26 protein-coding genes and 3 pseudogenes are annotated in these 22,094 nt (G+C 55.4%); all 29 read left to right on the forward strand.

All coding sequences use genetic code 11. The features are described 5' to 3' along the window. Positions 1–183: 183 nt before the first annotated feature. The 29 genes and pseudogenes from rpoC (at position 184) to map (ending at position 22,090) form a co-directional block, all read left to right on the forward strand. Positions 184–4,530: a DNA-directed RNA polymerase subunit beta' gene (gene rpoC, locus LRS06_RS12505; protein WP_257871796.1), complete on the forward strand. Its 4,347-nt coding sequence runs from the start codon at positions 184–186 to the stop codon at positions 4,528–4,530. A gap of 346 nt (positions 4,531–4,876) precedes the next feature. Next, the gene (locus LRS06_RS12510; protein ID WP_257871797.1) at positions 4,877–5,206 is read left to right on the forward strand and encodes a DUF3467 domain-containing protein; all 330 of its coding nucleotides are present in this window, start codon (positions 4,877–4,879) and stop codon (positions 5,204–5,206) included. 216 nt (positions 5,207–5,422) lie between these two features. After that, positions 5,423–5,851: a 30S ribosomal protein S12 gene (gene rpsL / locus LRS06_RS12515; RefSeq protein ID WP_054410986.1), complete on the forward strand. Its 429-nt coding sequence runs from the start codon at positions 5,423–5,425 to the stop codon at positions 5,849–5,851. Positions 5,852–5,936: 85 nt separating this feature from the next. Then, positions 5,937–6,404 carry a 30S ribosomal protein S7 gene (gene rpsG, locus LRS06_RS12520; RefSeq protein ID WP_149069438.1) on the forward strand — a complete coding sequence of 156 codons (468 nt, stop codon included), beginning with the start codon at positions 5,937–5,939 and terminating at the stop codon, positions 6,402–6,404. Between the two features lie 109 nt (positions 6,405–6,513). Next, complete coding sequence (gene fusA, locus LRS06_RS12525) at positions 6,514–8,658, forward strand: elongation factor G (RefSeq protein WP_257871798.1); 2,145 nt, start codon at positions 6,514–6,516, stop codon at positions 8,656–8,658. Positions 8,659–8,679: 21 nt separating this feature from the next. Next, positions 8,680–8,985, forward strand: coding sequence for a 30S ribosomal protein S10 (gene rpsJ / locus LRS06_RS12530; protein ID WP_044016018.1), 306 nt, complete (start codon positions 8,680–8,682; stop codon positions 8,983–8,985). A gap of 151 nt (positions 8,986–9,136) precedes the next feature. Further along, the gene (locus LRS06_RS12535; protein ID WP_257871799.1) at positions 9,137–10,417 is read left to right on the forward strand and encodes an O-antigen ligase; all 1,281 of its coding nucleotides are present in this window, start codon (positions 9,137–9,139) and stop codon (positions 10,415–10,417) included. Positions 10,418–10,683: 266 nt separating this feature from the next. After that, positions 10,684–11,298: a 50S ribosomal protein L3 gene (gene rplC, locus LRS06_RS12540; protein ID WP_196953969.1), complete on the forward strand. Its 615-nt coding sequence runs from the start codon at positions 10,684–10,686 to the stop codon at positions 11,296–11,298. Positions 11,299–11,307: 9 nt separating this feature from the next. Beyond that, positions 11,308–11,946 carry a 50S ribosomal protein L4 gene (rplD, locus tag LRS06_RS12545; protein ID WP_196953968.1) on the forward strand — a complete coding sequence of 213 codons (639 nt, stop codon included), beginning with the start codon at positions 11,308–11,310 and terminating at the stop codon, positions 11,944–11,946. Continuing rightward, positions 11,946–12,233, forward strand: a complete 288-nt coding sequence (gene rplW / locus LRS06_RS12550) for a 50S ribosomal protein L23 (protein ID WP_149069433.1) — start codon at positions 11,946–11,948, stop codon at positions 12,231–12,233. Before rplD ends, rplW begins: the two co-directional genes overlap by 1 nt. Positions 12,234–12,274: 41 nt before the next feature. Next, entirely contained in the window at positions 12,275–13,102 is an 828-nt protein-coding gene (gene rplB, locus LRS06_RS12555) for a 50S ribosomal protein L2 (protein ID WP_196953967.1), read from the forward strand. A 3-nt stretch (positions 13,103–13,105) separates the two neighbouring features. Then, complete coding sequence (gene rpsS / locus LRS06_RS12560) at positions 13,106–13,384, forward strand: 30S ribosomal protein S19 (protein ID WP_149069431.1); 279 nt, start codon at positions 13,106–13,108, stop codon at positions 13,382–13,384. 1 nt (position 13,385) lies between these two features. Beyond that, positions 13,386–13,757, forward strand: a pseudogene (gene rplV / locus LRS06_RS12565) (50S ribosomal protein L22); the annotation flags it as partial. Between the two features lie 113 nt (positions 13,758–13,870). After that, entirely contained in the window at positions 13,871–14,758 is an 888-nt protein-coding gene (rpsC, locus tag LRS06_RS12570; RefSeq protein ID WP_257871801.1) for a 30S ribosomal protein S3, read from the forward strand. Between the two features lie 40 nt (positions 14,759–14,798). Next, positions 14,799–15,221, forward strand: a complete 423-nt coding sequence (gene rplP, locus LRS06_RS12575; protein WP_196953965.1) for a 50S ribosomal protein L16 — start codon at positions 14,799–14,801, stop codon at positions 15,219–15,221. A gap of 3 nt (positions 15,222–15,224) precedes the next feature. Continuing rightward, complete coding sequence (rpmC, locus tag LRS06_RS12580; protein WP_257871802.1) at positions 15,225–15,437, forward strand: 50S ribosomal protein L29; 213 nt, start codon at positions 15,225–15,227, stop codon at positions 15,435–15,437. Positions 15,438–15,439: 2 nt separating this feature from the next. Next, positions 15,440–15,730 carry a 30S ribosomal protein S17 gene (gene rpsQ / locus LRS06_RS12585; RefSeq protein ID WP_196953963.1) on the forward strand — a complete coding sequence of 97 codons (291 nt, stop codon included), beginning with the start codon at positions 15,440–15,442 and terminating at the stop codon, positions 15,728–15,730. A 1-nt stretch (position 15,731) separates the two neighbouring features. Further along, positions 15,732–16,099, forward strand: a pseudogene (gene rplN / locus LRS06_RS12590) (50S ribosomal protein L14). A 3-nt stretch (positions 16,100–16,102) separates the two neighbouring features. Beyond that, positions 16,103–16,360: pseudogene (gene rplX, locus LRS06_RS12595) on the forward strand (50S ribosomal protein L24); the annotation flags it as partial. Between the two features lie 20 nt (positions 16,361–16,380). Next, the gene (gene rplE, locus LRS06_RS12600; protein WP_196953961.1) at positions 16,381–16,941 is read left to right on the forward strand and encodes a 50S ribosomal protein L5; all 561 of its coding nucleotides are present in this window, start codon (positions 16,381–16,383) and stop codon (positions 16,939–16,941) included. Continuing rightward, positions 16,934–17,203 (forward strand): 30S ribosomal protein S14, encoded by a 270-nt coding sequence (rpsN, locus tag LRS06_RS12605; RefSeq protein ID WP_196953960.1) that lies wholly within the window; start codon positions 16,934–16,936, stop codon positions 17,201–17,203. Before rplE ends, rpsN begins: the two co-directional genes overlap by 8 nt. A gap of 199 nt (positions 17,204–17,402) precedes the next feature. Further along, complete coding sequence (rpsH, locus tag LRS06_RS12610; RefSeq protein ID WP_149069422.1) at positions 17,403–17,801, forward strand: 30S ribosomal protein S8; 399 nt, start codon at positions 17,403–17,405, stop codon at positions 17,799–17,801. Between the two features lie 20 nt (positions 17,802–17,821). Further along, positions 17,822–18,376, forward strand: coding sequence for a 50S ribosomal protein L6 (gene rplF, locus LRS06_RS12615; RefSeq protein WP_196953959.1), 555 nt, complete (start codon positions 17,822–17,824; stop codon positions 18,374–18,376). A 9-nt stretch (positions 18,377–18,385) separates the two neighbouring features. Beyond that, positions 18,386–18,736: a 50S ribosomal protein L18 gene (rplR, locus tag LRS06_RS12620; protein ID WP_168681477.1), complete on the forward strand. Its 351-nt coding sequence runs from the start codon at positions 18,386–18,388 to the stop codon at positions 18,734–18,736. Between the two features lie 6 nt (positions 18,737–18,742). After that, the gene (rpsE, locus tag LRS06_RS12625) at positions 18,743–19,336 is read left to right on the forward strand and encodes a 30S ribosomal protein S5 (protein ID WP_232066431.1); all 594 of its coding nucleotides are present in this window, start codon (positions 18,743–18,745) and stop codon (positions 19,334–19,336) included. 7 nt (positions 19,337–19,343) lie between these two features. Beyond that, the gene (gene rpmD, locus LRS06_RS12630) at positions 19,344–19,523 is read left to right on the forward strand and encodes a 50S ribosomal protein L30 (RefSeq protein WP_149069419.1); all 180 of its coding nucleotides are present in this window, start codon (positions 19,344–19,346) and stop codon (positions 19,521–19,523) included. 14 nt (positions 19,524–19,537) lie between these two features. Then, positions 19,538–19,981 (forward strand): 50S ribosomal protein L15, encoded by a 444-nt coding sequence (gene rplO, locus LRS06_RS12635; RefSeq protein ID WP_257871803.1) that lies wholly within the window; start codon positions 19,538–19,540, stop codon positions 19,979–19,981. A gap of 13 nt (positions 19,982–19,994) precedes the next feature. Then, a complete protein-coding gene (gene secY / locus LRS06_RS12640; protein ID WP_257871804.1) occupies positions 19,995–21,311 on the forward strand; it encodes a preprotein translocase subunit SecY in 1,317 nt (438 codons plus the stop codon). Between the two features lie 8 nt (positions 21,312–21,319). Next, entirely contained in the window at positions 21,320–22,090 is a 771-nt protein-coding gene (map, locus tag LRS06_RS12645; RefSeq protein WP_257871805.1) for a type I methionyl aminopeptidase, read from the forward strand. Positions 22,091–22,094: the final 4 nt, after the last annotated feature.

Genomic DNA, 22,094 nt, shown 5'->3' on the forward strand with positions numbered 1-22,094 from the left:
ATGCTCGGGTTTGCCCAAGCCCGAGCCAGTACCTAATCAGACCTAGCAAAACCTACTGCGCGGCGTACCTATCCGACCCGCAGAGCACTTTTCGCAGAGTCGAACTGTTCGATTCTTTCCGACTTGTCTTAAGACCGGCGGAACCAATCAACAGCCACAAGCCAACAGCTAACAGCTTATTACATGGCGTTTGCAAAAAACAAGAAACTGGTACAGGACTTCTCGAAAGTTACCATTTCGCTGGCCTCGCCCGAATCCATTCTGGAGCGGTCGAACGGTGAAGTAGTAAAGCCCGAGACGATCAACTACCGGACGTACAAGCCCGAGATGGGCGGCCTGTTTTGCGAGCGGATTTTCGGTCCCGTGAAGGACTGGGAATGCCACTGCGGCAAGTACAAGCGGATTCGCTACAAAGGCATCATCTGCGACCGTTGCGGCGTGGAGGTGACCGAGAAGAAAGTACGCCGGGAGCGGATGGGCCACATCGAATTGGTGGTGCCCGTTGCGCACATCTGGTACTTCAAGTCCCTGCCCAATAAAATCGGCTACCTGCTGGGTTTGCCCACCAAGAAGCTCGACCAGATTATCTATTACGAGCGGTATGTAGTCGTACAGCCGGGCGTACTGGGCGAAGAGGGCGTGCAGCAGCTCGACTTCCTCACCGAAGACGAATACCTCGACATCATCGACAAGCTCCCCCGGGAAAACCAGATGCTGCCGAACGAGGACCCCAACAAGTTCATTGCCCGCATGGGTGCCGATGCCCTTCAACTCCTGCTGGAGCGCATCAACCTGGATGAGCTGTCGTACTCGCTGCGTGACTCCGCTGCCCACGAAACTTCGCAGCAGCGTAAGGCTGAGGCGTTGAAGCGTCTGCGCGTAGTAGAAGCGTTCCGTGATGCCGCAACCCGCGTGGAAAACAAGCCCGAGTGGATGGTTATCCGCATGGTGCCGGTTATTCCCCCGGAGCTACGTCCGCTCGTTCCGCTCGATGGTGGCCGTTTCGCTACGTCCGACTTGAACGACCTGTACCGTCGCGTTATTATCCGCAACAACCGCCTTAAGCGCCTGATTGAAATCAAGGCTCCGGAAGTGATTCTGCGGAACGAGAAGCGCATGCTGCAGGAAGCCGTCGACTCGCTGTTCGACAACTCGCGTAAGGTGAATGCCGTGCGCGCCGAAGGCAACCGTGCCCTGAAGTCGCTGTCCGACATGCTGAAAGGCAAGCAGGGCCGCTTCCGTCAGAACCTGCTCGGTAAGCGCGTCGACTACTCCGGTCGTTCGGTTATCGTCGTTGGTCCTGAACTGAAGCTGCACGAGTGCGGACTGCCTAAGAACATGGCGGCCGAGCTGTTCAAGCCGTTCATTATCCGCAAGCTCATTGAGCGCGGCATTGTGAAGACGGTAAAATCGGCCAAGAAAATTGTGGACCGCAAGGACGCTGTTGTATGGGATATCCTGGAGAATGTGCTGAAAGGCCATCCAGTGCTCCTCAACCGGGCTCCTACGCTGCACCGCTTGGGTATCCAGGCATTCCAGCCGCGCCTCATCGAGGGCAAGGCTATCCAGCTGCACCCGCTCGTTTGTACGGCCTTCAACGCTGACTTTGACGGTGACCAGATGGCTGTGCACGTTCCCCTGGGACCGGCCGCTATCCTGGAAGCCTCCATGCTCATGCTGGCCTCGCACAACATCCTGAACCCGGCCAACGGCGCGCCCATCGCGGTACCGTCGCAGGACATGGTTCTGGGCTTGTACTACGTGACCAAAGGCAAGCGCAGCACCGATGAAGAGAAGATCCAGGGCGAAGGCCGTGTTTTCTACTCCGATGAGGAAGTTGTTATTGCCATCAACGAAGAGCAGCTCTCGAAGCACGCGTATATCAAGGTGCGCACGCAGATTCGCGACGAGGATGATAACCTCGTAACGAAGATCATCGAGACGGTTGCCGGCCGCGTGCTGTTCAACCAGCTGGTTCCGAAAGAGGTAGGTTTCGTGGATGAACTGCTGACCAAGAAGAAGCTGCAGCAGATCATTTCGATGGTGTTCAAGCGTACGGGCATGGCCCGCACGGCGCAGTTCCTCGACGACATCAAGACGCTGGGCTTCCAGTCGGCTTACAAAGGTGGTCTGTCAATGGGTCTGGGTGACATCAACATTCCCGCCGAGAAAGACATCCTCGTAGCGCAGGCGCAAGCCGACGTGAAAGCTGTAACCCAGAACTACCAGATGGGTCTGATTACGGACAACGAGCGTTACAACCAGGTTATCGACATCTGGACGCGCATCAACAACCAAATCACTGAAACCCTCATGGGTCGCCTCGAAAAGGAGAACCAGGGTTTCAACTCGATTTACATGATGATGCACTCCGGCGCCCGTGGTTCGCGTGAGCAGATTCGTCAGCTCGGCGGTATGCGGGGTCTGATGGCCAAGCCGCAAAAGTCGCTGCAGGGTTCGGTTGGTGAGATTATCGAAAACCCGATTCTGTCGAACTTCAAAGAAGGCCTCGACGTAATCGAGTACTTCATTTCGACCCATGGTGCCCGTAAAGGTCTGGCCGATACGGCTCTGAAAACGGCCGACGCCGGCTACCTGACGCGTCGTCTGGTAGACGTTTCGCAGGACGTAATCGTGAACGAGGTTGACTGCGGTACGCTGCGTGGCATCGAAACCTTCGCCCTGAAGGACAACGAGGACGTGGTAGAGCCGCTGGCTGAGCGTATCCTGGGCCGTGTAGCGGTGCACGATATCATCGACCCGCTGACCGACGAGGTTATCCTAACCGCTGGTGACGAAATCACGGAAGAGGTTACCCGTCGTATTGATGCCACCAGCATTGAGTCGGTAGAAATCCGCTCGGTACTGACCTGCGAATCGAAGCGCGGTATCTGCGGCAAGTGCTACGGCCGTAACCTGTCGTCGGGCCGCATGGTACAGAAAGGGGAGGCTGTAGGCGTAATTGCTGCGCAGTCTATCGGTGAACCCGGCACCCAGCTGACCCTGCGTACCTTCCACGTAGGTGGTACGGCTTCCAACATTGCTGTTGAAGCCAGCCTGAAAGCTAAGTTCGCCGGTGTAGTGGAGTTCGAAGACATCCGGACCGTGGAAACCGCTAACCCTGATGGGGAGCTGGTGAAAGTGGTAATGGGTCGTTCGGGCGAAATTCGCATCGTGGAGAAAGGCACCGGCAAGGTGTTTATCTCCAACCACGTGCCCTACGGGTCATTCCTGCTGGTGAACGAAGGCCAGGAGGTGGAGAAAGGCCAGGAGCTGAACAACTGGGACCCGTACAACGCCGTTATTCTGGCTGAGTTCGACGGTACCGTTCAGTACGACGCCATCACCGAAGGCATCACCTACCGCGAGGAATCGGACGAACAGACCGGTCACCGCGAGAAAGTGATTATCGAATCGAAGGCCAAGGACCAGAACCCAGCCATCATCATTCGTCCCGGCAAGAAAGGCGACATGGAAGGCCATAAGGCCTACAGCATTCCGGTTGGCTCGCACTTGAACGTGGAGAATGGGGAGAAAATCAAGGCTGGTCAAATTCTGGCCAAGATTCCGCGTGCCGTGGGTAAAACCCGCGACATTACCGGTGGTCTGCCCCGCGTTACGGAACTCTTCGAAGCCCGTAACCCCTCGAACCCGGCCGTTGTGGCTGAAATCGACGGTGTAGTAACCTACGGTACGGTGAAGCGTGGTAACCGTGAAATCTTCGTGGAGTCGAAAGACGGCGTGAAGAAAAAATACATGGTGCCGCTGTCCAAGCACATTCTGGTGCAGGACAATGACTTCATCCGCGCTGGCTCGCCGCTTTCCGATGGTGCCATCACGCCGTCCGATATCCTGAGCATTCAGGGCCCGGGCGCCGTGCAGGAGTATCTCGTGAACGAGATTCAGGAAGTGTACCGCCTGCAAGGGGTGAAAATCAACGATAAGCACATCGAGGTGGTCGTTCGCCAGATGATGCAGAAAGTGGTTATCCTCGATGCCGGCGACACGACCTTCCTGGAGCACCAGGTAATCGACAAGATTATCTTCATGGAGGAAAACGATACCATCATCGACATGAAGGTGGTAACGGATGCCGGTGACTCGACCAACCTGAAGCCCGGCCAGATTGTGACGGCCCGCCGTCTGCGCGACGAAAACTCGTCGCTCAAGCGCCGGGACCTGACGCTGGTGCAGGTACGCGACGCGCAACCGTCGGTATCGCGCCCCACGCTGCAGGGTATCACGCAGGCTTCGCTGGGTACGCAGTCGTTCATCTCGGCCGCTTCCTTCCAGGAAACGACCAAGGTGCTGTCGGAGGCCGCCATCCGTGGCAAGGCCGACGAACTGCTGGGCCTGAAGGAGAACGTAATCGTAGGTCACCTCATCCCGGCTGGTACCGGTCTGCGCGAGTACACGCGTCAGATTGTGGGCTCGAAGGACGAGCTGGAAGCGCTGCAAGCGCCCAAAGCCGACGACGTAGTAGCTCCCGCCAAGCGCCCCGCCCGCGCCGCCCGCCGCGAGTCGGTGTAAGCATTAAGGTATTGGTAATCAAAATCCCCGACTGGCTTACGTCAGTCGGGGATTTTGATTTTATTTACCTGCATGAAACAGCTGCTTTCGTTTAGAAGAACGTTTTACGAGTATTATCAGAAACTACCTGAAGTAATACGGTTTATACTACACTTATGCCTGCACATATCAGGATTGGTTTTGATGGTTAAATTGTCGCAAAAGCTATGGCAGTTCGCCAGTCGCTTTGTGATAGTCCAGCAAATAGAGCCCTATTTTAATAAGTTAATTTTTCTAGCATTAGCAGTTACAGTAGCGGCCTTGTTTATCATACCCTTTGTCCGAATCATTCAGCTTTTGAGAGAAGATGCAACCAACTGACCCCAACATACCCCAGGACCCGAACGCCATCAACATTGAGCTGTCGGAAGCCATTGCCGAGGGCGAGTACGCCAACCTGGCCATGATTGCGCACAGTAGCAGCGAGTTCGTCATCGACTTTATCCGGCTGATGCCGGGACTACCGAAAGCCAAGGTGAAGTCCCGCGTTATCCTCACGCCGGAGCACGCCAAGCGGCTGCTGTCGGCGCTGCAGGAGAATATTGAGCGGTTCGAGCAGACGTTCGGGCCGGTGAAGGTGCAGAACGATACGCCGAGCTACCCCATGGGCTTTGGCGGCACGATGGGGGAGGCGTAGCCTACCCTCCGCTCTAGGAAAGGCTTCTGCACCCAGCAGGAGCCTTTTTTGTTGGCGCCTACCTGTAGCTGTCGGCCGATTTTCGGGCAGGAGCTGGGCTGTGCCGAATTCCTAAAATTAACTATTTCAACCTGTTTGCTATTTCAAAAGCAAGTAGATACCTTTGCAAGCCTAATTTTTTGGGAGTGAACCCCCCCTAGACAAACCATTCCGTAAATGCCTACCATCAACCAGTTAGTACGAAAAGGCCGCGAGAAGCTGACGACCAAGTCGAAGTCGCCGGCTCTTGATTCGTGCCCGCAGCGCCGTGGCGTTTGCACCCGTGTGTACACCACCACGCCTAAGAAGCCGAACTCGGCTATGCGCAAAGTGGCCCGCGTGCGCCTCACCAACGGCAAAGAAGTGAATGCCTACATCCCTGGTGAAGGCCACAACCTGCAGGAGCACAGCATCGTGCTGATTCGTGGCGGCCGTGTGAAAGACCTTCCCGGCGTACGCTACCACATCATCCGGGGCGCCCTGGACACCGCCGGCGTAAACGGCCGTCTGCAGCGTCGCTCGAAATACGGCGCCAAGCGTCCGAAGCCCGGTCAGCCCGTGGCTACCGGCAAAGGCGGCAAACCCGCACCCGGCAAGAAAAAGTAATTGATACGAGTGTGGTAGCCTCCCGTGCTGGATAGCATATGGTTCTTATCCCACTCCCGGCTACCGCCTACTCCCATCTGAACCCATGAGAAAGTCAAAACCGAAAAAGCGCATCCTCCTGCCCGACCCCAAGTTTAAGGAGACGCTGGTTACCCGTTTCGTCAATTATATGATGTATGACGGGAAGAAAAACCTGGCCTACGGAATTTTCTACGATGCCTGCGAACTGGTTGAGCAGCGCACGAAGGAAAGCGGCCTGGAAATGTGGCGCAAAGCCCTCAACAACGTGATGCCGACCGTAGAAGTGAAGAGCCGCCGCGTAGGTGGTGCTACCTTCCAGGTGCCGATCGAAGTTCGCGCCGACCGTCGTATCGCCGTTGGCTCGAAGTGGCTGATTCAATATGCTCGTCGTCGTGGTGAGAAAACCATGAAAGACAAGCTGGCCGGCGAAATCATTGCCGCCGCCAAAGGTGAAGGTGCCGCCGTGAAGAAAAAGGACGACACGCACCGGATGGCCGAAGCCAACAAGGCCTTCTCGCACTTCCGCTTCTAATCAGTTGTTGGGGTCTTAGGGTCTTGGGGTCTTGGTTTACGCTCTAGAATGATTTAGAGCGATAACCAAGACCCTAAGACCCTAAGACCCTAAGACCCCAACAAAAATCATGGCTGTTAATAAAGACCTGCAATACCTCCGGAACATCGGGATTATGGCGCACATCGACGCCGGTAAGACCACGACTTCGGAGCGCATTCTCTACTACACCGGTAAGACCCACAAAATCGGGGAAGTGCACGAAGGTGCTGCCACGATGGACTGGATGGAGCAGGAGCAGGAGCGTGGTATCACCATCACTTCGGCTGCTACGACCACCTTCTGGAACTACCCGACCGACGCCCAAGGCGACCCGACCCCGGACACCAAGCAGTACAAGATCAACCTTATCGATACCCCCGGCCACGTTGACTTCACGGTAGAAGTTGAACGCTCGCTGCGTGTACTCGACGGTGCCGTTGCTTTGTTCTGCGCCGTATCGGGCGTAGAGCCTCAGTCGGAAACCGTATGGCGTCAGGCTGACAAGTACAAGGTGCCCCGCATCTGCTTCGTCAACAAGATGGACCGCGCCGGTGCTGACTTCTTCAAGGCCGTAGCTGAGATTAAGGATAAATTGGGCGCTAACCCCGTGCCGCTGCAGATTCCGATTGGCGCCGAAGACACCTTCAAGGGTGTTGTCGACCTGCTGACCGGTAAGGCAATTGTGTGGGATGATGCTACCCAAGGCAAATCGTACCACGAAATCCCGGTTCCCGAGGATCTGGTGGAAACTGTTGCTGAATGGCGTCAGAAACTGGTAGAAAGCGTTGCCGAGTACGACGACGCGCTGCTGGAGAAATTTTTCGACGATCCGGACTCCATCACCCGCGAGGAAATGATGGTCGTAATCCGCCAAGCGGTTATCGACATGAAGTTCTCGCCCGTAATGTGCGGCTCGGCCTTCAAAAACAAAGGTGTGCAGTCGATGCTGGACGGCGTAATGGCTTACTTGCCTTCGCCGCTGGATATGCCTGCCATTATCGGTACCAACCCCGATACCGGTGAGTCAATCGAGCGTCACCCCGACAACTCGGAGCCCTTCACCGCGCTGGCGTTCAAAATTGCCACTGACCCCTTCGTTGGTCGTCTGTGCTTCTTCCGCTGCTACAGCGGCGTGCTCGATGCTGGCTCGTACGTGCACAACAACCGCACGAACAAGAAGGAGCGTATCTCGCGCCTGATGCAGATGCACTCCAACAAGCAAAACCCCATCGACAAAATCCAGGCTGGAGACATTGCTGCCGGCGTGGGTTTCAAAGACATTAAAACCGGTGACACGCTGACCGACGAGAAGTCACGCGTGGTACTGGAGTCGATGAGCTTCCCTGAGCCCGTAATCGGCTACGCCATTGAGCCCAAAACGCAGGCTGACGTGGACAAGATGGGTATGGCTATTGCCAAACTCGTGGAAGAAGACCCCACGCTGGTGGTGCAAACCGACCCCGAAACCGGCCAGACCGTGTTGAAAGGTATGGGTGAGCTTCACCTGGAAATCATCATCGACCGGATGCGTCGGGAGTTCAAGGTAGAAATCAACCAGGGTGCTCCGCAGGTTGCCTACAAGGAAATCCTGACGAAGTCGGTTGAACACCGCGAAACCTACAAGAAGCAGACGGGTGGTCGTGGTAAATTCGGTGATATCGTATTCGAACTCGGTCCGAAACTGACGGATCCGGAGAAACCCGGTCTGGAGTTCGTAAACGACATCACGGGTGGTGTTATCCCCCGCGAATTCATTGCACCGGTTCAGAAAGGTTTCGAAGAAGCCATGAAGAACGGTCCGCTGGCGGGCTTCCCCATCGAAGGCATGCGCGTGCGCCTGTTCTACGGTTCCTACCACGACGTTGACTCGGACGCTCTGTCGTTCGAACTCGCGGCCCGCGGTGGTTTCCGGGAAGCTGGCAAGCAGGCTGGCCCGAAACTGCTCGAGCCCATCATGGCGGTAGAGGTAGTTTCGCCGGACGAATACACCGGCTCGGTAACGGGTGACCTGAACCGTCGTCGGGGTATCATGAAAGGGATGGACACGAAAGGTGGTGCCAACGTTATCAAGGCGGATGTTCCGCTGTCGGAGCTGTTTGGCTACGTAACTACGTTGCGCACGATTTCTTCGGGCCGTGCTTCAGCTTCGCTCACGTTCTCGCACTACGACCAGGTGCCTTCCAACCTGGCAGAAGCCATCATCGCCAAGCAAAAGGGTAACGCCATTCGCTAACACCGCTTTCATTCAAAAGACATGAACCAGAAAATTCGCATCAAACTCAAATCCTACGACCACAACCTGGTGGACAAATCGTCGGAGAAGATCGTGAAGGCGGTGAAGGCTACGGGCGCTATCGTAAGCGGTCCGATTCCATTGCCGACCATCAAGGAGAAGTTCACCGTTCTTCGCTCGCCCCACGTGAACAAGAAGAGCCGGGAGCAGTTCCAACTCTGCACCTACAAGCGCCTCGTGGACATCTACTCGACTTCGTCGAAGACCGTAGATGCCCTGATGAAGCTTGAGCTGCCCAGCGGCGTAGACGTTGAAATCAAAGTCTGAGGACCTGACTTCTTCCGCTAGCTAAGAAAACACCCCGTAGATGGATACATCTGCGGGGTGTTTTCTTTTTATCCGCCAACTTAGCAGTTCGTTTGCCGCTTATCAGGCCCCATGCAACGCCTGACCGGTAGCAAGCCTCTTACCGACATCTATGCGTTTTCTGCCAGCTTTTCTTCAAGACCCTCTTCTTCTGCAGCGGCTGGCCGCGCTGAGTTGTGGCGTCATCATGGCTGGCTTATTCACGTTTGAGTTTTTGCGCATCCTGCCCAGCATTGGCATCATCGGGTTGCTGATAGCAGCCGGGTGCTACCGGGCCAGTCAGCCCCGGTCATCGTCCAGTCGTTTTCCGGTGGTATACTATAGTCTGATGGGCGTATTCGCGCTGAATCTGGCATCCGGTCTGCAAACGCAGGCCGGCTACGGCGCCGAGTTCTGGCGCGGGGTAGTGCTGCAGCTGCCTTTCCTGGTGCTGCCGCTGGCTTTTCTCTGGCTGCCGGGTTTGCCAGGGAAGTATCTGGTACGACTGAACCTGCTCTTTATTGGCTTGGTGCTGGTATCGGCGCTGGGCAGTACAGGCTACTACCTCCTGCACTTCGACCACATAAATCAACTGTATCTGCAGTCACAGATTATGCCTACAGCGCCGGATCATATCCGGTTCAGCTTGATGGTGACCTACGCGGTAGCTGCTGCTGTGGTGCTGGTAAGTCGTCGGGTACTGCCGGTACGCTGGCACGGGGTGCTGTGGCTGACGATGCTGTTCCTGGTACTGTATCAGCATATGCTGGCAGTACGTAGCGGCTTGCTCACGCTGTATGCCCTGGCTGGAGTGGCTATCATCTGGCTGGTATTCTGGCGGCGCAACTACAAGGTGGCGGCTATTATTGCAGCGGCTATGCTGGCTGTCCCATCCTTAAGCTACGTGACGTTTCCGACGTTCCGCAACAAGTTTCTCAACACGCAAGAGGACATGGGCCGGGTAGAGCAAACTACCTCGGCCAACAATTATTCGCTCGTGGGCCGGGTGTATTCCTATAGAGTGGCCTTGGAGATTATCGAAGAACATCCTTTGCTGGGAGTAGGACGGGCCAATATCCGGCCCGCGGTAGCGCGCCAGTACCAGCGCCAGTTTCCGGCCATTGAGGAGGATGCCTATATTCTGCCGCATAACCAGTTTCTGTTTTATTTGGTAGCATACGGCGGTATTGGGGTGTTGCTGTTTGTGGTGTGCTTCTATTTTCCAGGTATCCGGATCTGGCCGCATTACGCCCCTTTGCTGCTGGCGCAGTACATTATTGTTACGCTCTCCTTCCTGGTTGAATACACCTTGGAAATGCAGGTGGGCTTGACGTTTTCCCTGCTTTTTCTGCTGCTGGCGCTTAATGGGCAGGAAAAACCCCTAGTGCCCGAGCAGCAGTGGCGCCCTCGGTAGCTGTTGCACTTGGATTGTATTATGTCGGGGCTCGACAGGTACCCAAAAAGCCAACACTGGCAGATACAAAGCCAGAACTGCCGGCAGCAGCTGGAATAAAGCAGCTGAGGCTGAACAACAACGCCGACTGCAAACCAGCCCGTAACTCCCTGAAAATATTTTAGAAAGGGGTTGGAAAATGCGCCAACAATTTCCTAGCTTTGCACTCCCATTCCGAAAACGCCGTTCGGGCGTTTTCGCTGTGTCATTTTCTAAACCCCAAACGAATGCCTGGCATCATCGGTAAAAAAATCGGTATGACAAGCCTCTTCACTCCGGACGGGAAAAACATTCCCTGCACGCTCATCGAAGCGGGTCCGTGCGTAGTGACGCAGGTTAAGACCATCGAAACGGACGGCTATGCAGCCATCCAACTCGGCTACGGCGAGAAAAAAGCCAAGAACACTAATAAGCCCTTGGCTGGCCACTTTGCTAAAGCGGGCACTACGCCCAAACACAAACTCGTTGAGTTTCGCACCGACGAGGTGTACACTGCTGGCAGCGAAATCAACGCTACCCTCTTCGAGGAAGGCGAATTCGTTGACGTAGTAGGTACCTCTAAAGGCAAAGGTTTTCAGGGCGTTGTGAAGCGTTACAACTTCGCAGGTGTAGGCGGGCAGACCCACGGTCAGCATAACCGTCTGCGTCACCCTGGTTCTATCGGTGCTTGCTCCTGGCCCTCGCGTGTGTTCAAAGGAATGCGCATGGCAGGCCGTATGGGCGGCGACCGGGTGAAAATCCAGAACCTGAAAGTGCTGCGCGTGGTAGCCGACAAAAACCTAATCGTAGTAAGCGGTTCGGTTCCCGGTTCCCGGAACTCTTACGTGGTACTTGAAAAATAACCCCGAGAGATGGAACTGTCAGTATTAAACATCAAGGGTGAAGACACCGGCCGTAAGGTAACGCTGTCGGACGCTATTTTCGGCCTCCAGCCCAACGAGCACGTAATGTACCTCGACGTGAAGCAGTACTTGGCCAACCAGCGCCAGGGCACGCACAAGTCGAAGGAGCGTAATGAAGTAAGCGGCACGACCAAGAAGCTGAAAAAGCAGAAAGGTACGGGCGGCGCCCGCGCAGGTAGCATGAAGTCACCGGTGTTCATCGGTGGTGGTCGTGTGTTCGGCCCCGAGCCCCGCGACTATGGCTTCAAGCTAAACAAAAAGACCAAGCGTCTGGCTCGCCTCTCGGCGCTGTCGTCGCTGGCACAGGACGGCAAAATCGCGCTGGTAGAAAATATCAGCCTGAGCGCCCCCAAAACCAAAGACTTCCTCAACATCCTGTCGGGCCTGAAGCTGAACAACGGCAAAAAGACCCTGCTGGTAACCGGCGAAGTAGACAAAAACGTCGTGCTGTCGGCCCGCAACGTGCAGAAAGTGAAAGTAGCTACACCCGTAGCGCTAAACACGCACGATCTGCTGAACACCGATACGCTGCTGCTGTCGGAAGCTGGTCTCACGGCTCTGGAACAACTCTACACCTCCGCTGAATAATGAGCACGCTGAAAAAACCCATCGTGACCGAGAAGGCCACGGGCCTGAACGAGAAAGGTCAGTACGTTTTCCAAGTGGAGCGTACCGCCAACAAGGTTCAGATCAAAAAGGACATCGAGCAGTTGTACGGCGTGACGGTAACGGGCATCAGCACGATCCGCACCAACGGTAAGCTCAAGTCCAAGTTCACGAAGACTGGCGCCGTAGCCGGCCGTCGGGCACATGGCAAAAAAGCCATTGTAACCGTGAAGGAAGGCGACGTTATCGACTTCTACAACGGCATCTAAGGCTTGGCCTTCCTGCAATAGAGCATTTCTAAGCTAGCGTAATGGCACTCAAAAAACTAAGACCAACATCACCGGGTCAGCGCTTCCGCATCGCCCCGGCCTTCGACGAGATTACGACGTCGGAGCCGGAGAAGTCGCTGTTGGCACCCCTGAAAAAATCCGGTGGCCGCAATGCAGCGGGTAAAATGTCCAACCGTTACATCGGTGGTGGACACAAGCAAAAGTATCGTGTTGTTGACTTCAAGCGTGACAAAGCCGGTGTTCCGGCCACGGTGAAGACAATTGAATACGATCCAAACCGCACGGCGCGTATCGCCCTGCTCAACTACGCCGATGGCGAGAAGCGCTACATCGTAGCGCCCGCTGGCATCGAGGTAGGAGCCACGGTGGTATCGGGTACGGGTGTAGCCCCAGAAGTAGGTAATGCTCTTCCGCTGCGCGAAATCCCCCTGGGTACTATCGTTCACAACATCGAGCTGCACCCCGGCAACGGCGCCGCTATGGCCCGCTCGGCTGGTACGTACGCTCAGTTGGTAGCCCGCGAAGACCGCTACGCTACCCTGAAGCTGCCTTCCGGCGAGATGCGCATGGTACTCGTTACCTGCATGGCTACGGTTGGTACCGTTTCGAATGGCGACCATATGAACGTACGTCTCGGCAAGGCTGGTCGTAACCGTTGGTTGGGCCGTCGTCCGCGCGTACGTGGTGTGGCTATGAACCCTGTAGATCACCCCATGGGTGGTGGTGAAGGTCGTTCGTCGGGTGGTCACCCCCGCAGCCGTAACGGCATCTTCGCTAAGGGTCAGAAGACGCGCAACAAGAACAAGTACTCTGAGCAGCTCATCGTTAACCGTAAAGGCAAGAAGTAAGCAATGGCACGTTCGCTAAAAAAAGGGCCGTACATTGACTTCCGGCTCGAGAAGAAAGTTTCGGCAATGGAAGACTCCGGCAAAAAGTCGGTGGTGAAGACCTGGTCTCGCCGCTCGATGATTTCGCCAGACTTCGTAGGCCACACCTTCGCCGTTCACAACGGCAATAAGTTCATTCCGGTGTATGTGACGGAAAACATGGTTGGCCATAAGCTCGGTGAGTTTGCCCCCACCCGTAACTTCCGTGGCCACATCGCCAAGAAAGATAAAGGCAAGCGCTAAGATGGAAGCAGTAGCTAAACTCCGTAATGTGCCCACCTCGCCGCGCAAAATGCGCTTGGTGGCCAACCTGGTACGCGGTCAGAAAGTGACCCGTGCTCTGGGCTTGCTGAAATTCGAGGCAAACTCCGGTGCCGCCCGCGTTGAAAAACTGCTCCTGTCGGCTCTGGCCAACTGGCAGCAGAAGAACGAGGACGAGCGTATCGAAGACGCGAACCTCTACATCAAAGAGATTTTCGTGGATGAAGGCCGCCAGTTGAAGCGTCTGCGCCCCGCCCCCCAAGGCCGTGGCCACCGCATCCGCAAGCGCAGCAACCACGTGACGCTGATCCTGGATTCGAAGGTAGAACCGCTCGGTAGCAAAGCTGCCGCCCAGCAAGCTTCCGAAACTACGTCTGCCGATAACGCCGCCGCTCCGAAGAAAACCACTCGTCGCAGCTCGGCTAAGAAATCCACCGAAACCAAGGCAGAAGCCTCCGCATAAGCACTATGGGACAGAAAGTAAATCCGGTTGGCTTCCGTCTGGGCGTCATCAAAGGATGGGACTCGAACTGGTACGGCGGCAAGGACTTTGCCGACAAACTGGTGGAGGACGAAAAGATCCGCAAGTATATCATGGCTCGTATCCCGAAAGGTGGCATTAGCCGCATCGTGATTGAGCGTACCCTGAAGCGTATCACCATCACCATCAACACGGCCCGTCCGGGCGTGGTAATCGGTAAAGGTGGCGCTGAGGTGGATAAGATCAAGGACGAGCTGAAGCAGATTACCGGCAAAGACGTTCAGATCAACATCTTCGAAATTAAGCGTCCGGAACTCGACGCCAAGCTGGTAGGGGAGAGCATTGCCCAGCAGCTGCAGGCGCGTATCTCGTTCCGTCGCGCCATGAAGATGTCTATCCAGGCTGCTATCCGCGTTGGTGCCGAAGGCATCAAAATCCAGTGCGGTGGCCGTTTGGGTGGTGCTGAAATTGCCCGCTCCGAGCAGTACAAGGAAGGTCGTACGCCGTTACACACACTGCGCGCCGATATCGACTACGCCCTGTCGGAAGCTCAGACCGTGTATGGCAAGATCGGCATCAAGGTGTGGATCATGCGCGGTGAGGTATTCGGCAAGCCCGACCTGTCGCCCAACCAGGTTCCTGCCAACCAAGGCAACGACACCCGTGGTGGCAATGACCGTGGCCCACGCGGTGAGCGTGGTGACCGTGGTGGTGACCGTGGCCCGCGTCGCGACCGGAATGACCGGGGTGGCGACAATCGTGGCGGTGACAACCGCGGCGGTGGTCAGGGTGCTGGTGGTGGCGCTCCTCGCCGTAGCGGTGGAGGTCCCGGTGGTCAGAACCGTGGTGGTCAGGGTGGCGGCCCCCGCCGCTAGTCCTTTTCCTTTCTCTCGAATCTCAATTCAAGAATAACTCATGTTACAGCCGAAAAGGACCAAGTATCGCAAGATGCAAAAGGGTCGCGTGCATGGCCTAGCCTACCGCGGCAGCTCCATTGACTTCGGTTCGTTTGCTATCAAGTCGCTCGAAACGGCTTGGATTACGGCACGACAGATCGAAGCGGCCCGTATCGCCATGACCCGCGCTATGAAGCGTGAAGGCCAGGTGTGGATCCGAATTTTCCCCGACAAGCCAATTACCAAGAAGCCAGCCGAAGTGCGGATGGGTAAGGGTAAAGGTTCGCCCGAGTACTGGGTAGCCGTTGTGAAGCCTGGTACCATCATGTTCGAGTCGGACGGGGTAACCCTGGAAGTAGCGCAGGAGTCGCTGCGTCTGGCCGCGCAGAAACTGCCGGTTCGTACGCAATTCATTGTTCGTCGCGACTATCAAGAAGCATAAACCATGAAGAACGCCGATATCCGCGCCCTCTCCCTAGAGGACCTCAAAAACCAGATCAAGACCGAGCAAGCCAATGGCCAGAGCCTGCGTTTCGCGCACGCTATTTCGCCCCTGGAAAACCCGCTCCGCCTGAACCAAAGCCGCAAGAATGTCGCCCGTCTGCTGACCGAGCTCAAGCGTCGCGAGAACGAGCAGGCAACTAACACTGCTAACTAACGATGGCAAGCAACGAAGCACAGCAGGCCCCTGCCGCCGAAGAGCGGAACCTGCGCAAAGAAATCATCGGGCGCGTTTCCTCCTCCAAAATGGACAAGTCCATTACGGTGATTGTGGAAAGCAAAATGAAGCACCCGATCTACGGTAAGTTCGTTACCAAGTCGACCAAGTTCATGGCCCACGACGAGAATAACGAATGCGGCGAAGGTGATACCGTGCGTATCATGTCGACCCGTCCGCTGAGCAAGAACAAACGCTGGAGACTGGTAGAAATCGTAGAACGCGCCAAGTAAGATGATACAGCAAGAATCCCGTCTGACCGTCGCTGATAACAGCGGCGCCAAAGAAGTTCTCTGCATCCGTGTCCTCGGTGGCACGGGCAAGAAATACGCCAGCGTAGGCGACAAGATCGTAGTAGCCATCAAATCGGCTATTCCGTCCGGCAACGCCAAAAAGGCGCTGTATCCAAAGCCGTGGTAGTTCGCACGAAGAAGGAAATCCGCCGCAAGGACGGTTCCTATATCCGCTTCGACGACAACGCGGCCGTACTGCTCAACAACAACGACGAGCCCCGCGGCACGCGTATCTTCGGCCCCGTGGCCCGCGAACTGCGCGAAAAGCAGTTCATGAAGATTGTTTCGCTGGCTCCTGAAGTTCTCTAAGCAATGGCAACGAAAACGAAAGCAACGCCCGCGAAACTGCACGTAAAAACTGGTGATACCGTATTGGTAATTGCCGGCGACGAGAAAGGCAAAACCGGTGTTATCAAATCGGTGAACCGCTCGACGCAGCGTGTTATCGTGGAAGGCCTGAACCTGGCAACCAAGCACAACAAACCCAGTGCGAAGAACCCCCAGGGCGGCATCACGAAGATTGAAGCCGGCATTCACGTGAGCAACGTGAAGGCGGTGGAATCGACCACCCGCTAACCTGCCCTACCACAATGGCTCGACTCAAAGAGAAATATCAAAAAGAAGTAGTACCGGCGCTCCAGGAGAAATTCCAGTTCAAGAGCATCATGCAGGTACCACGCATCACCAAGATCTGCATCAACCGCGGCATTGGCGCGGCGGTAGCCGACAAGAAGCTGGTGGACAACGGTGTGGATGAACTGACGACCATAACTGGTCAGAAGGCTGTTCCTACCATTGCCAAGCGTTCGGTGTCGAACTTCAAACTGCGTGAAGGTATGCCAATCGGTGCCCGCGTTACCCTGCGTGGCAATCAGATGTACGAGTTTCTCGACCGTCTGCTGACCGTAGCGCTGCCCCGCGTGCGTGACTTCAAAGGCATCAACGACAAAGGCTTCGATGGCCGCGGTAATTATACCCTGGGCATCAAAGAGCAAATCATCTTCCCGGAAATTTCGATTGACAAGATCAAGTCGATTGCCGGTATGGATATCACCTTCGTAACGACGGCCGAAAACGACGAACAGAGCTACGAGCTGCTGCGCGCCTTCGGTATGCCATTCGCTAACGCCAAGAAACAAAACAATGGCTAAGGAATCGATGAAAGCCCGGGAGCGGAAGCGCATTGCTGTCGTTGCCCGCTACGCCGAGAAGCGCAAAGCCCTGAAAGCGGCCGGCGACTACGAAGGCCTGGACAAACTGCCCCGCAATGCCTCGCCCGTGCGTTTGCACAACCGCGACAAAATTGACGGCCGCCCCCGTGGATACATGCGCAAGTTCGGCATCAGCCGGGTGCGTTTCCGCGAAATGGCCCTCGCCGGCAAAATTCCCGGCGTGACCAAGTCCAGCTGGTAGTACCACTGCTATTGTCTTAAAGCAGTTCGCCTGCGCAAGACAATGATACATGGCAGGTTGCCAAAAGAAACCATTGGCCGAGCCTTAACAAGCCGAGCCGAGTAGTCTTAACTGAAAATTTCGTCGCCGCTTTCCGTGGCGGCGAAATTTTCCTATCTTTGCGGCCCCTAGAATTAGGAGCTTCTTTTCTACATTCTCAATGAATACAGATCCAATTGCCGACTACCTGACCCGGGTACGCAATGCCATCAAGGCAAACCACCGGGTAGTAGAGATTCCGGCCAGCAACATCAAAAAGGAAATCACGAAAGTGCTCTACAAGAAAGGGTACATTCAGAGCTACCGCTTTGATGATGCAGCAGTACAAGGCACGATCAAAATCGCGCTGAAGTACAACCCAACCACGAAGGCTCCTGCCATCACCAAGCTGGAGCGCATCAGCTCGCCTGGTCTGCGTACGTATGCTCACGTGGAGAACCTGCCCCGCGTATTGAGCGGTCTGGGTATTGCAATTCTGTCGACGTCGAAAGGCGTGATGACGGAGAAAGAGGCAAAAGCCGAAAACGTGGGCGGCGAAGTGCTGTGCTACGTCTACTAATCTGAAAGGAAAACGAGACTATGTCACGCATTGGTAAACTGCCCATCAGCCTGCCCGCCAACGTGCAGGTTGAAGTGAGCAACGAAAATACGGTAACCGTAAAGGGCCCAAAAGGCACGCTGGTTGTTCCGGTAGACCGCGACATCATCGTGGCGCAGGAAGACGGCCAGCTGGTGGTAACCCGCCCTACGGAGCAGAAGCGTCACAAAGCTATGCACGGCCTCTACCGCTCTTTGCTGAACAACGCGGTAAGCGGTGTTAGCAACGGTCTGGAAGAGAAACTGGAGTTGGTAGGTGTAGGTTACAAAGCCTCCATGGCTGGTACCACCTTGGAGCTGGCTCTGGGCTACTCGCACAATATCTTCCTGGCGCTGCCGAAGGAAGTAACGGCTACTGCTGTTACCGAAAAAGGCAAGAACCCCATCGTAACCCTCACCAGCATTGATAAGCAGTTGCTGGGACAGGTAGCCGCCAAAATTCGTTCGCTGCGTAAAGTTGAGCCCTACAAAGGCAAAGGCGTACGCTTCGTGGGCGAGCAGATTCGTCGTAAGGCTGGTAAAACGGCTTCGAAATAACATCACACCATGGCTTTCGATAAAGCAACTAGAAGAAAACGGATCCAGCGCATCATCCGCACTAAGGTGGCTGGCACGTCCGAGCGCCCGCGTCTGTCGGTGTTTCGCAGCAATACGGGCATTTATGCCCAGATTATTGACGACACCATTGGCCGCACGCTGGCAGCTGCTTCCTCGAAGCACGTTTCGGTGGAAGGGGGCAACGGAGTCGCCCTCGCCGCCGCAGTCGGCAAAGAGCTTGCCGCCCGTGCTCAGGAAAAAGGCATTACGAAAGTGGTATTTGACCGTTCGGGTTACCTCTACCACGGCCGTGTAAAATCATTGGCAGAAGGAGCCCGCGAAGGCGGCCTTAATTTCTAACGCATCATGGCAGAATTCAACAACAACCGTGGTGGCGGTAATGACCGGGGCGGCAATGACCGTCGTGGTGGTGGAAACGACCGAGGCGGTAACCGTGACCAGGCTCCCCGCGCGGCCGAGTCCGACCTGAAAGAAAAAGTGGTTGCCATCAACCGCGTAGCGAAAGTGGTAAAAGGCGGTCGTCGCTTCAGCTTCTCTGCTATCGTGGTAGTAGGCGACGGCAACGGCACCGTAGGCTACGGCCTTGGCAAAGCCAACGAAGTAACTGACGCCATTGCCAAAGGCATTGACGACGCCAAGAAAAACCTGGTGAAGGTGCCGCTGTACAAGCACACCGTTCCTCACGTAATGGAAGGCAAGTACTCCGGTGGCTTCGTACTAGTTCAGCCAGCTGCTGCTGGTACCGGTGTAATTGCTGGTGGTGCTATGCGTGCCGTATTCGAAAGCGCCGGTATTAAAGACGTACTGGCTAAGTCGAAAGGCTCGTCGAACCCCCACAACGTGGTAAAGGCAACTTTCGATGCGCTGCTGAAAATGCGTGACCCGATGCAGATTGCTCAGGCCCGCGGTATCACACTCGCCCAAGTATTTAACGGTTAAGAGTCAGATGGCGCAGATCCAAATTAAACTCGTGAAAAGCGTTATCGACCGCCCAGAGCGTCAGAAACGCACGGTGAAGGCCCTTGGCCTCGGCAAAATGGGTAGCACCAAAAGCGTGGAAAATACGCCTCAGGTTGCTGGCATGGTAAACGCCGTGAAACACCTGTTGGAAGTAACCGAACTGTAGGAAGTATCTCGATTATGAATCTCAGCAATCTCAAACCCGCCATTGGTGCTACCCGCAATGAAAAGCGCGTAGGTCGTGGTACGGGTTCCGGCCGTGGCGGCACGTCAACGCGCGGTCATAAAGGTGCCAAGTCCCGTTCGGGCTACTCCAAAAAGTCGGGCTTCGAAGGTGGCCAGATGCCCCTGCAGCGCCGTGTACCTAAGTTCGGCTTTAAGAGCCTGAACCGCGTGGAGTACAAAGCCATCAACTTAGATGTGCTGGCTGGCCTCGCCGAAGGTGGTGCTACCACCCTGGACTCCGCTTTCTTTGTAAACGCTGGTCTGGCTTCGAAAAGCGCCAAGATTAAAATCCTCGGCCGCGGCGAAATTGCCACCGCCTTGGAAGTTCATGCCCACGCTTTCTCGAAATCGGCTGTTGAAGCTATTGAGAAGGCCGGCGGTAAAGCAGTGACGCTGTAACGTCTTTTCGGCGATGAAAAAGTTTATCGAAACGATAAAGAACATTTTTGCGATTGAAGATCTGCGTACGCGGATCTTCAATACGCTTTTTTTCATTGCCATCTATCGGCTAGGCTCCTTTGTGGTGCTGCCCGGTGTTGATGCTACTCGTCTGAAAGATGGCGCCGCAGGCATCTTCGGCATCTTGGATACGCTGCTTGGTGGTGCTTTCAGCAACGCTTCGATCTTCGCCCTGGGCATCATGCCCTATATCTCGGCTTCTATTGTACTGCAACTGCTGACAATTGCAGTACCGTACTTTCAGAAGCTGCAGAAGGAAGGCGAATCTGGCCGGAAGAAGATCAACCAATACACCCGTTTCCTTACCATTCCAATTGTACTGGCGCAGTCGGTAGGCTTTATTGCTACCATCAACGCTGACGCTATTGTCAACCCAGGGGCGCTGTTCACCGTGTCATCGATGATAATCATCACGGCTGGCACGCTGTTCTGCATGTGGCTGGGGGAGAAGATTACGGACAAGGGTATTGGCAATGGCATTTCCATGATCATCATGATCGGGATTGTGTCGCGTTTCCCCGGTGCTATTATCGGCGAAGCAGCAGCTAAAGGCCTGAACGGAGCGTTAATATTCCTGCTGGAGCTGGTGGTGCTGTTCTTCGTGGTAATGGCCGTAATCGTGCTAACCCAGGCAGTACGTCAGATTCCGGTGCAGTATGCCAAGCAGATTGGTGGTACGGCGCAGTTGAACTCGCAGCGGCAGTTTATCCCTATGAAGGTGAATGCCGCCGGGGTAATGCCTATCATCTTCGCGCAGTCGCTTATGTTCGTGCCTGCTATTGTAGCGTCGGTATGGCAGAGCGAAAGCGACCTGGCAAATACCATCGGTGTGAAGTTCTCGGACTATACCTCGTGGGAATATAATCTGGTGTTTGGGACGCTCATTCTGCTGTTCACGTATTTCTACACGGCCATCAGCGTGAACCCCAACCAGATTGCCGACGACCTAAAACGGAGCGGTGGTTTCGTGCCGGGTGTAAAGCCCGGAGCTGATACCTCGGAGTACATCGACGAAGTACTGACCCGAATTACCCTACCGGGTGCGCTGGCCCTGGCCCTGATTGCCATCTTCCCAGCTATTGCTCTACTGTTTGGGGTGACGCGTCCGTTCTCAGCCTTCTACGGCGGAACTTCGCTTATCATCATGGTAGGTGTGGTGCTGGATACGCTCAACCAGATTCAGAGCTATCTGCTGATGCGTCATTACGATGGCATGATGAAATCAGGTAAAGTGCGCGGTCGGTCGACGCCTATTGCCTTGGCATCCTAAATTCGGTCATGATCTTCTACAAGACCGAAGAAGAAATAGAACTGATCCGGGCCAGCGCGCGAGTGCTGGCTCAGGCCCACGGAGAGGTTGCGGGCATGATTCGAGAAGGAATTACAACGCGGGAACTAGACCGTCGCGCGGAGGAGTTCATCAAGGATCATGGCGGGAAGCCTTCGTTCAAGGGCTATAGGGACTTTCCCTTCAGCCTATGCATCTCTCCTAACTCGGTAGTGGTGCATGGTTTTCCGAGTGACGTAGTGCTGAAAAGTGGCGATATTATCTCGGTAGACTGTGGAGTAGAGCTCAATGGTTACCATGCTGACAGTGCCTATACCTACCCAGTAGGGGAAGTGGCGCCGGAAGTGCTGGAGTTGCTGGCTGAAACCAAAAAGTCGCTGTATCTCGGCATCGAGCAGGCAGTGGCTGGCAACCGAATGGGCGACGTGGGCTACGCTATCCAGAATCACGTGGAAAAGCGTGGCTACGGGGTCGTTCGGGAACTAGTTGGTCATGGTATTGGCCAAAAGCTGCACGAGCGGCCGGATGTGCCGAACTACGGAAAGCGTGGTTCGGGGCTGAAGCTGCAGACGGGCCTGGTGCTGGCCATCGAGCCGATGGTAAATCTCGGTACCAAGAGTGTGGTTCAGGAGAAAGATGGCTGGACCATCCGAACCAAGGACCTTAAGCCTTCGGCGCACTTTGAGCATACAGTAGTAGTCAGAAAAGACAAGGCGGAAATCCTTACCTCCTTCGAATACATAGAAAAAGCCTTACAGTAGCCTT

The organism is Hymenobacter sp. J193 (genome assembly GCF_024700075.1).
In the GTDB taxonomy this organism is placed as follows: domain Bacteria; phylum Bacteroidota; class Bacteroidia; order Cytophagales; family Hymenobacteraceae; genus Hymenobacter.

Bases quoted from the DNA above. Each gene is read 5' to 3' on its own strand.
- rpoC (WP_257871796.1), top strand. From the start codon at position 184: ATGGCGTTTGCAAAAAACAAGAAACTGGTACAGGACTTCTCGAAAGTT.
- LRS06_RS12510 (WP_257871797.1), top strand. From the start codon at position 4,877: ATGCAACCAACTGACCCCAACATACCCCAGGACCCGAACGCCATCAAC.
- rpsL (WP_054410986.1), top strand. From the start codon at position 5,423: ATGCCTACCATCAACCAGTTAGTACGAAAAGGCCGCGAGAAGCTGACG.
- rpsG (WP_149069438.1), top strand. From the start codon at position 5,937: ATGAGAAAGTCAAAACCGAAAAAGCGCATCCTCCTGCCCGACCCCAAG.
- fusA (WP_257871798.1), top strand. From the start codon at position 6,514: ATGGCTGTTAATAAAGACCTGCAATACCTCCGGAACATCGGGATTATG.
- rpsJ (WP_044016018.1), top strand. From the start codon at position 8,680: ATGAACCAGAAAATTCGCATCAAACTCAAATCCTACGACCACAACCTG.
- LRS06_RS12535 (WP_257871799.1), top strand. From the start codon at position 9,137: ATGCGTTTTCTGCCAGCTTTTCTTCAAGACCCTCTTCTTCTGCAGCGG.
- rplC (WP_196953969.1), top strand. From the start codon at position 10,684: ATGCCTGGCATCATCGGTAAAAAAATCGGTATGACAAGCCTCTTCACT.
- rplD (WP_196953968.1), top strand. From the start codon at position 11,308: ATGGAACTGTCAGTATTAAACATCAAGGGTGAAGACACCGGCCGTAAG.
- rplW (WP_149069433.1), top strand. From the start codon at position 11,946: ATGAGCACGCTGAAAAAACCCATCGTGACCGAGAAGGCCACGGGCCTG.
- rplB (WP_196953967.1), top strand. From the start codon at position 12,275: ATGGCACTCAAAAAACTAAGACCAACATCACCGGGTCAGCGCTTCCGC.
- rpsS (WP_149069431.1), top strand. From the start codon at position 13,106: ATGGCACGTTCGCTAAAAAAAGGGCCGTACATTGACTTCCGGCTCGAG.
- rpsC (WP_257871801.1), top strand. From the start codon at position 13,871: ATGGGACAGAAAGTAAATCCGGTTGGCTTCCGTCTGGGCGTCATCAAA.
- rplP (WP_196953965.1), top strand. From the start codon at position 14,799: ATGTTACAGCCGAAAAGGACCAAGTATCGCAAGATGCAAAAGGGTCGC.
- rpmC (WP_257871802.1), top strand. From the start codon at position 15,225: ATGAAGAACGCCGATATCCGCGCCCTCTCCCTAGAGGACCTCAAAAAC.
- rpsQ (WP_196953963.1), top strand. From the start codon at position 15,440: ATGGCAAGCAACGAAGCACAGCAGGCCCCTGCCGCCGAAGAGCGGAAC.
- rplE (WP_196953961.1), top strand. From the start codon at position 16,381: ATGGCTCGACTCAAAGAGAAATATCAAAAAGAAGTAGTACCGGCGCTC.
- rpsN (WP_196953960.1), top strand. From the start codon at position 16,934: ATGGCTAAGGAATCGATGAAAGCCCGGGAGCGGAAGCGCATTGCTGTC.
- rpsH (WP_149069422.1), top strand. From the start codon at position 17,403: ATGAATACAGATCCAATTGCCGACTACCTGACCCGGGTACGCAATGCC.
- rplF (WP_196953959.1), top strand. From the start codon at position 17,822: ATGTCACGCATTGGTAAACTGCCCATCAGCCTGCCCGCCAACGTGCAG.
- rplR (WP_168681477.1), top strand. From the start codon at position 18,386: ATGGCTTTCGATAAAGCAACTAGAAGAAAACGGATCCAGCGCATCATC.
- rpsE (WP_232066431.1), top strand. From the start codon at position 18,743: ATGGCAGAATTCAACAACAACCGTGGTGGCGGTAATGACCGGGGCGGC.
- rpmD (WP_149069419.1), top strand. From the start codon at position 19,344: ATGGCGCAGATCCAAATTAAACTCGTGAAAAGCGTTATCGACCGCCCA.
- rplO (WP_257871803.1), top strand. From the start codon at position 19,538: ATGAATCTCAGCAATCTCAAACCCGCCATTGGTGCTACCCGCAATGAA.
- secY (WP_257871804.1), top strand. From the start codon at position 19,995: ATGAAAAAGTTTATCGAAACGATAAAGAACATTTTTGCGATTGAAGAT.
- map (WP_257871805.1), top strand. From the start codon at position 21,320: ATGATCTTCTACAAGACCGAAGAAGAAATAGAACTGATCCGGGCCAGC.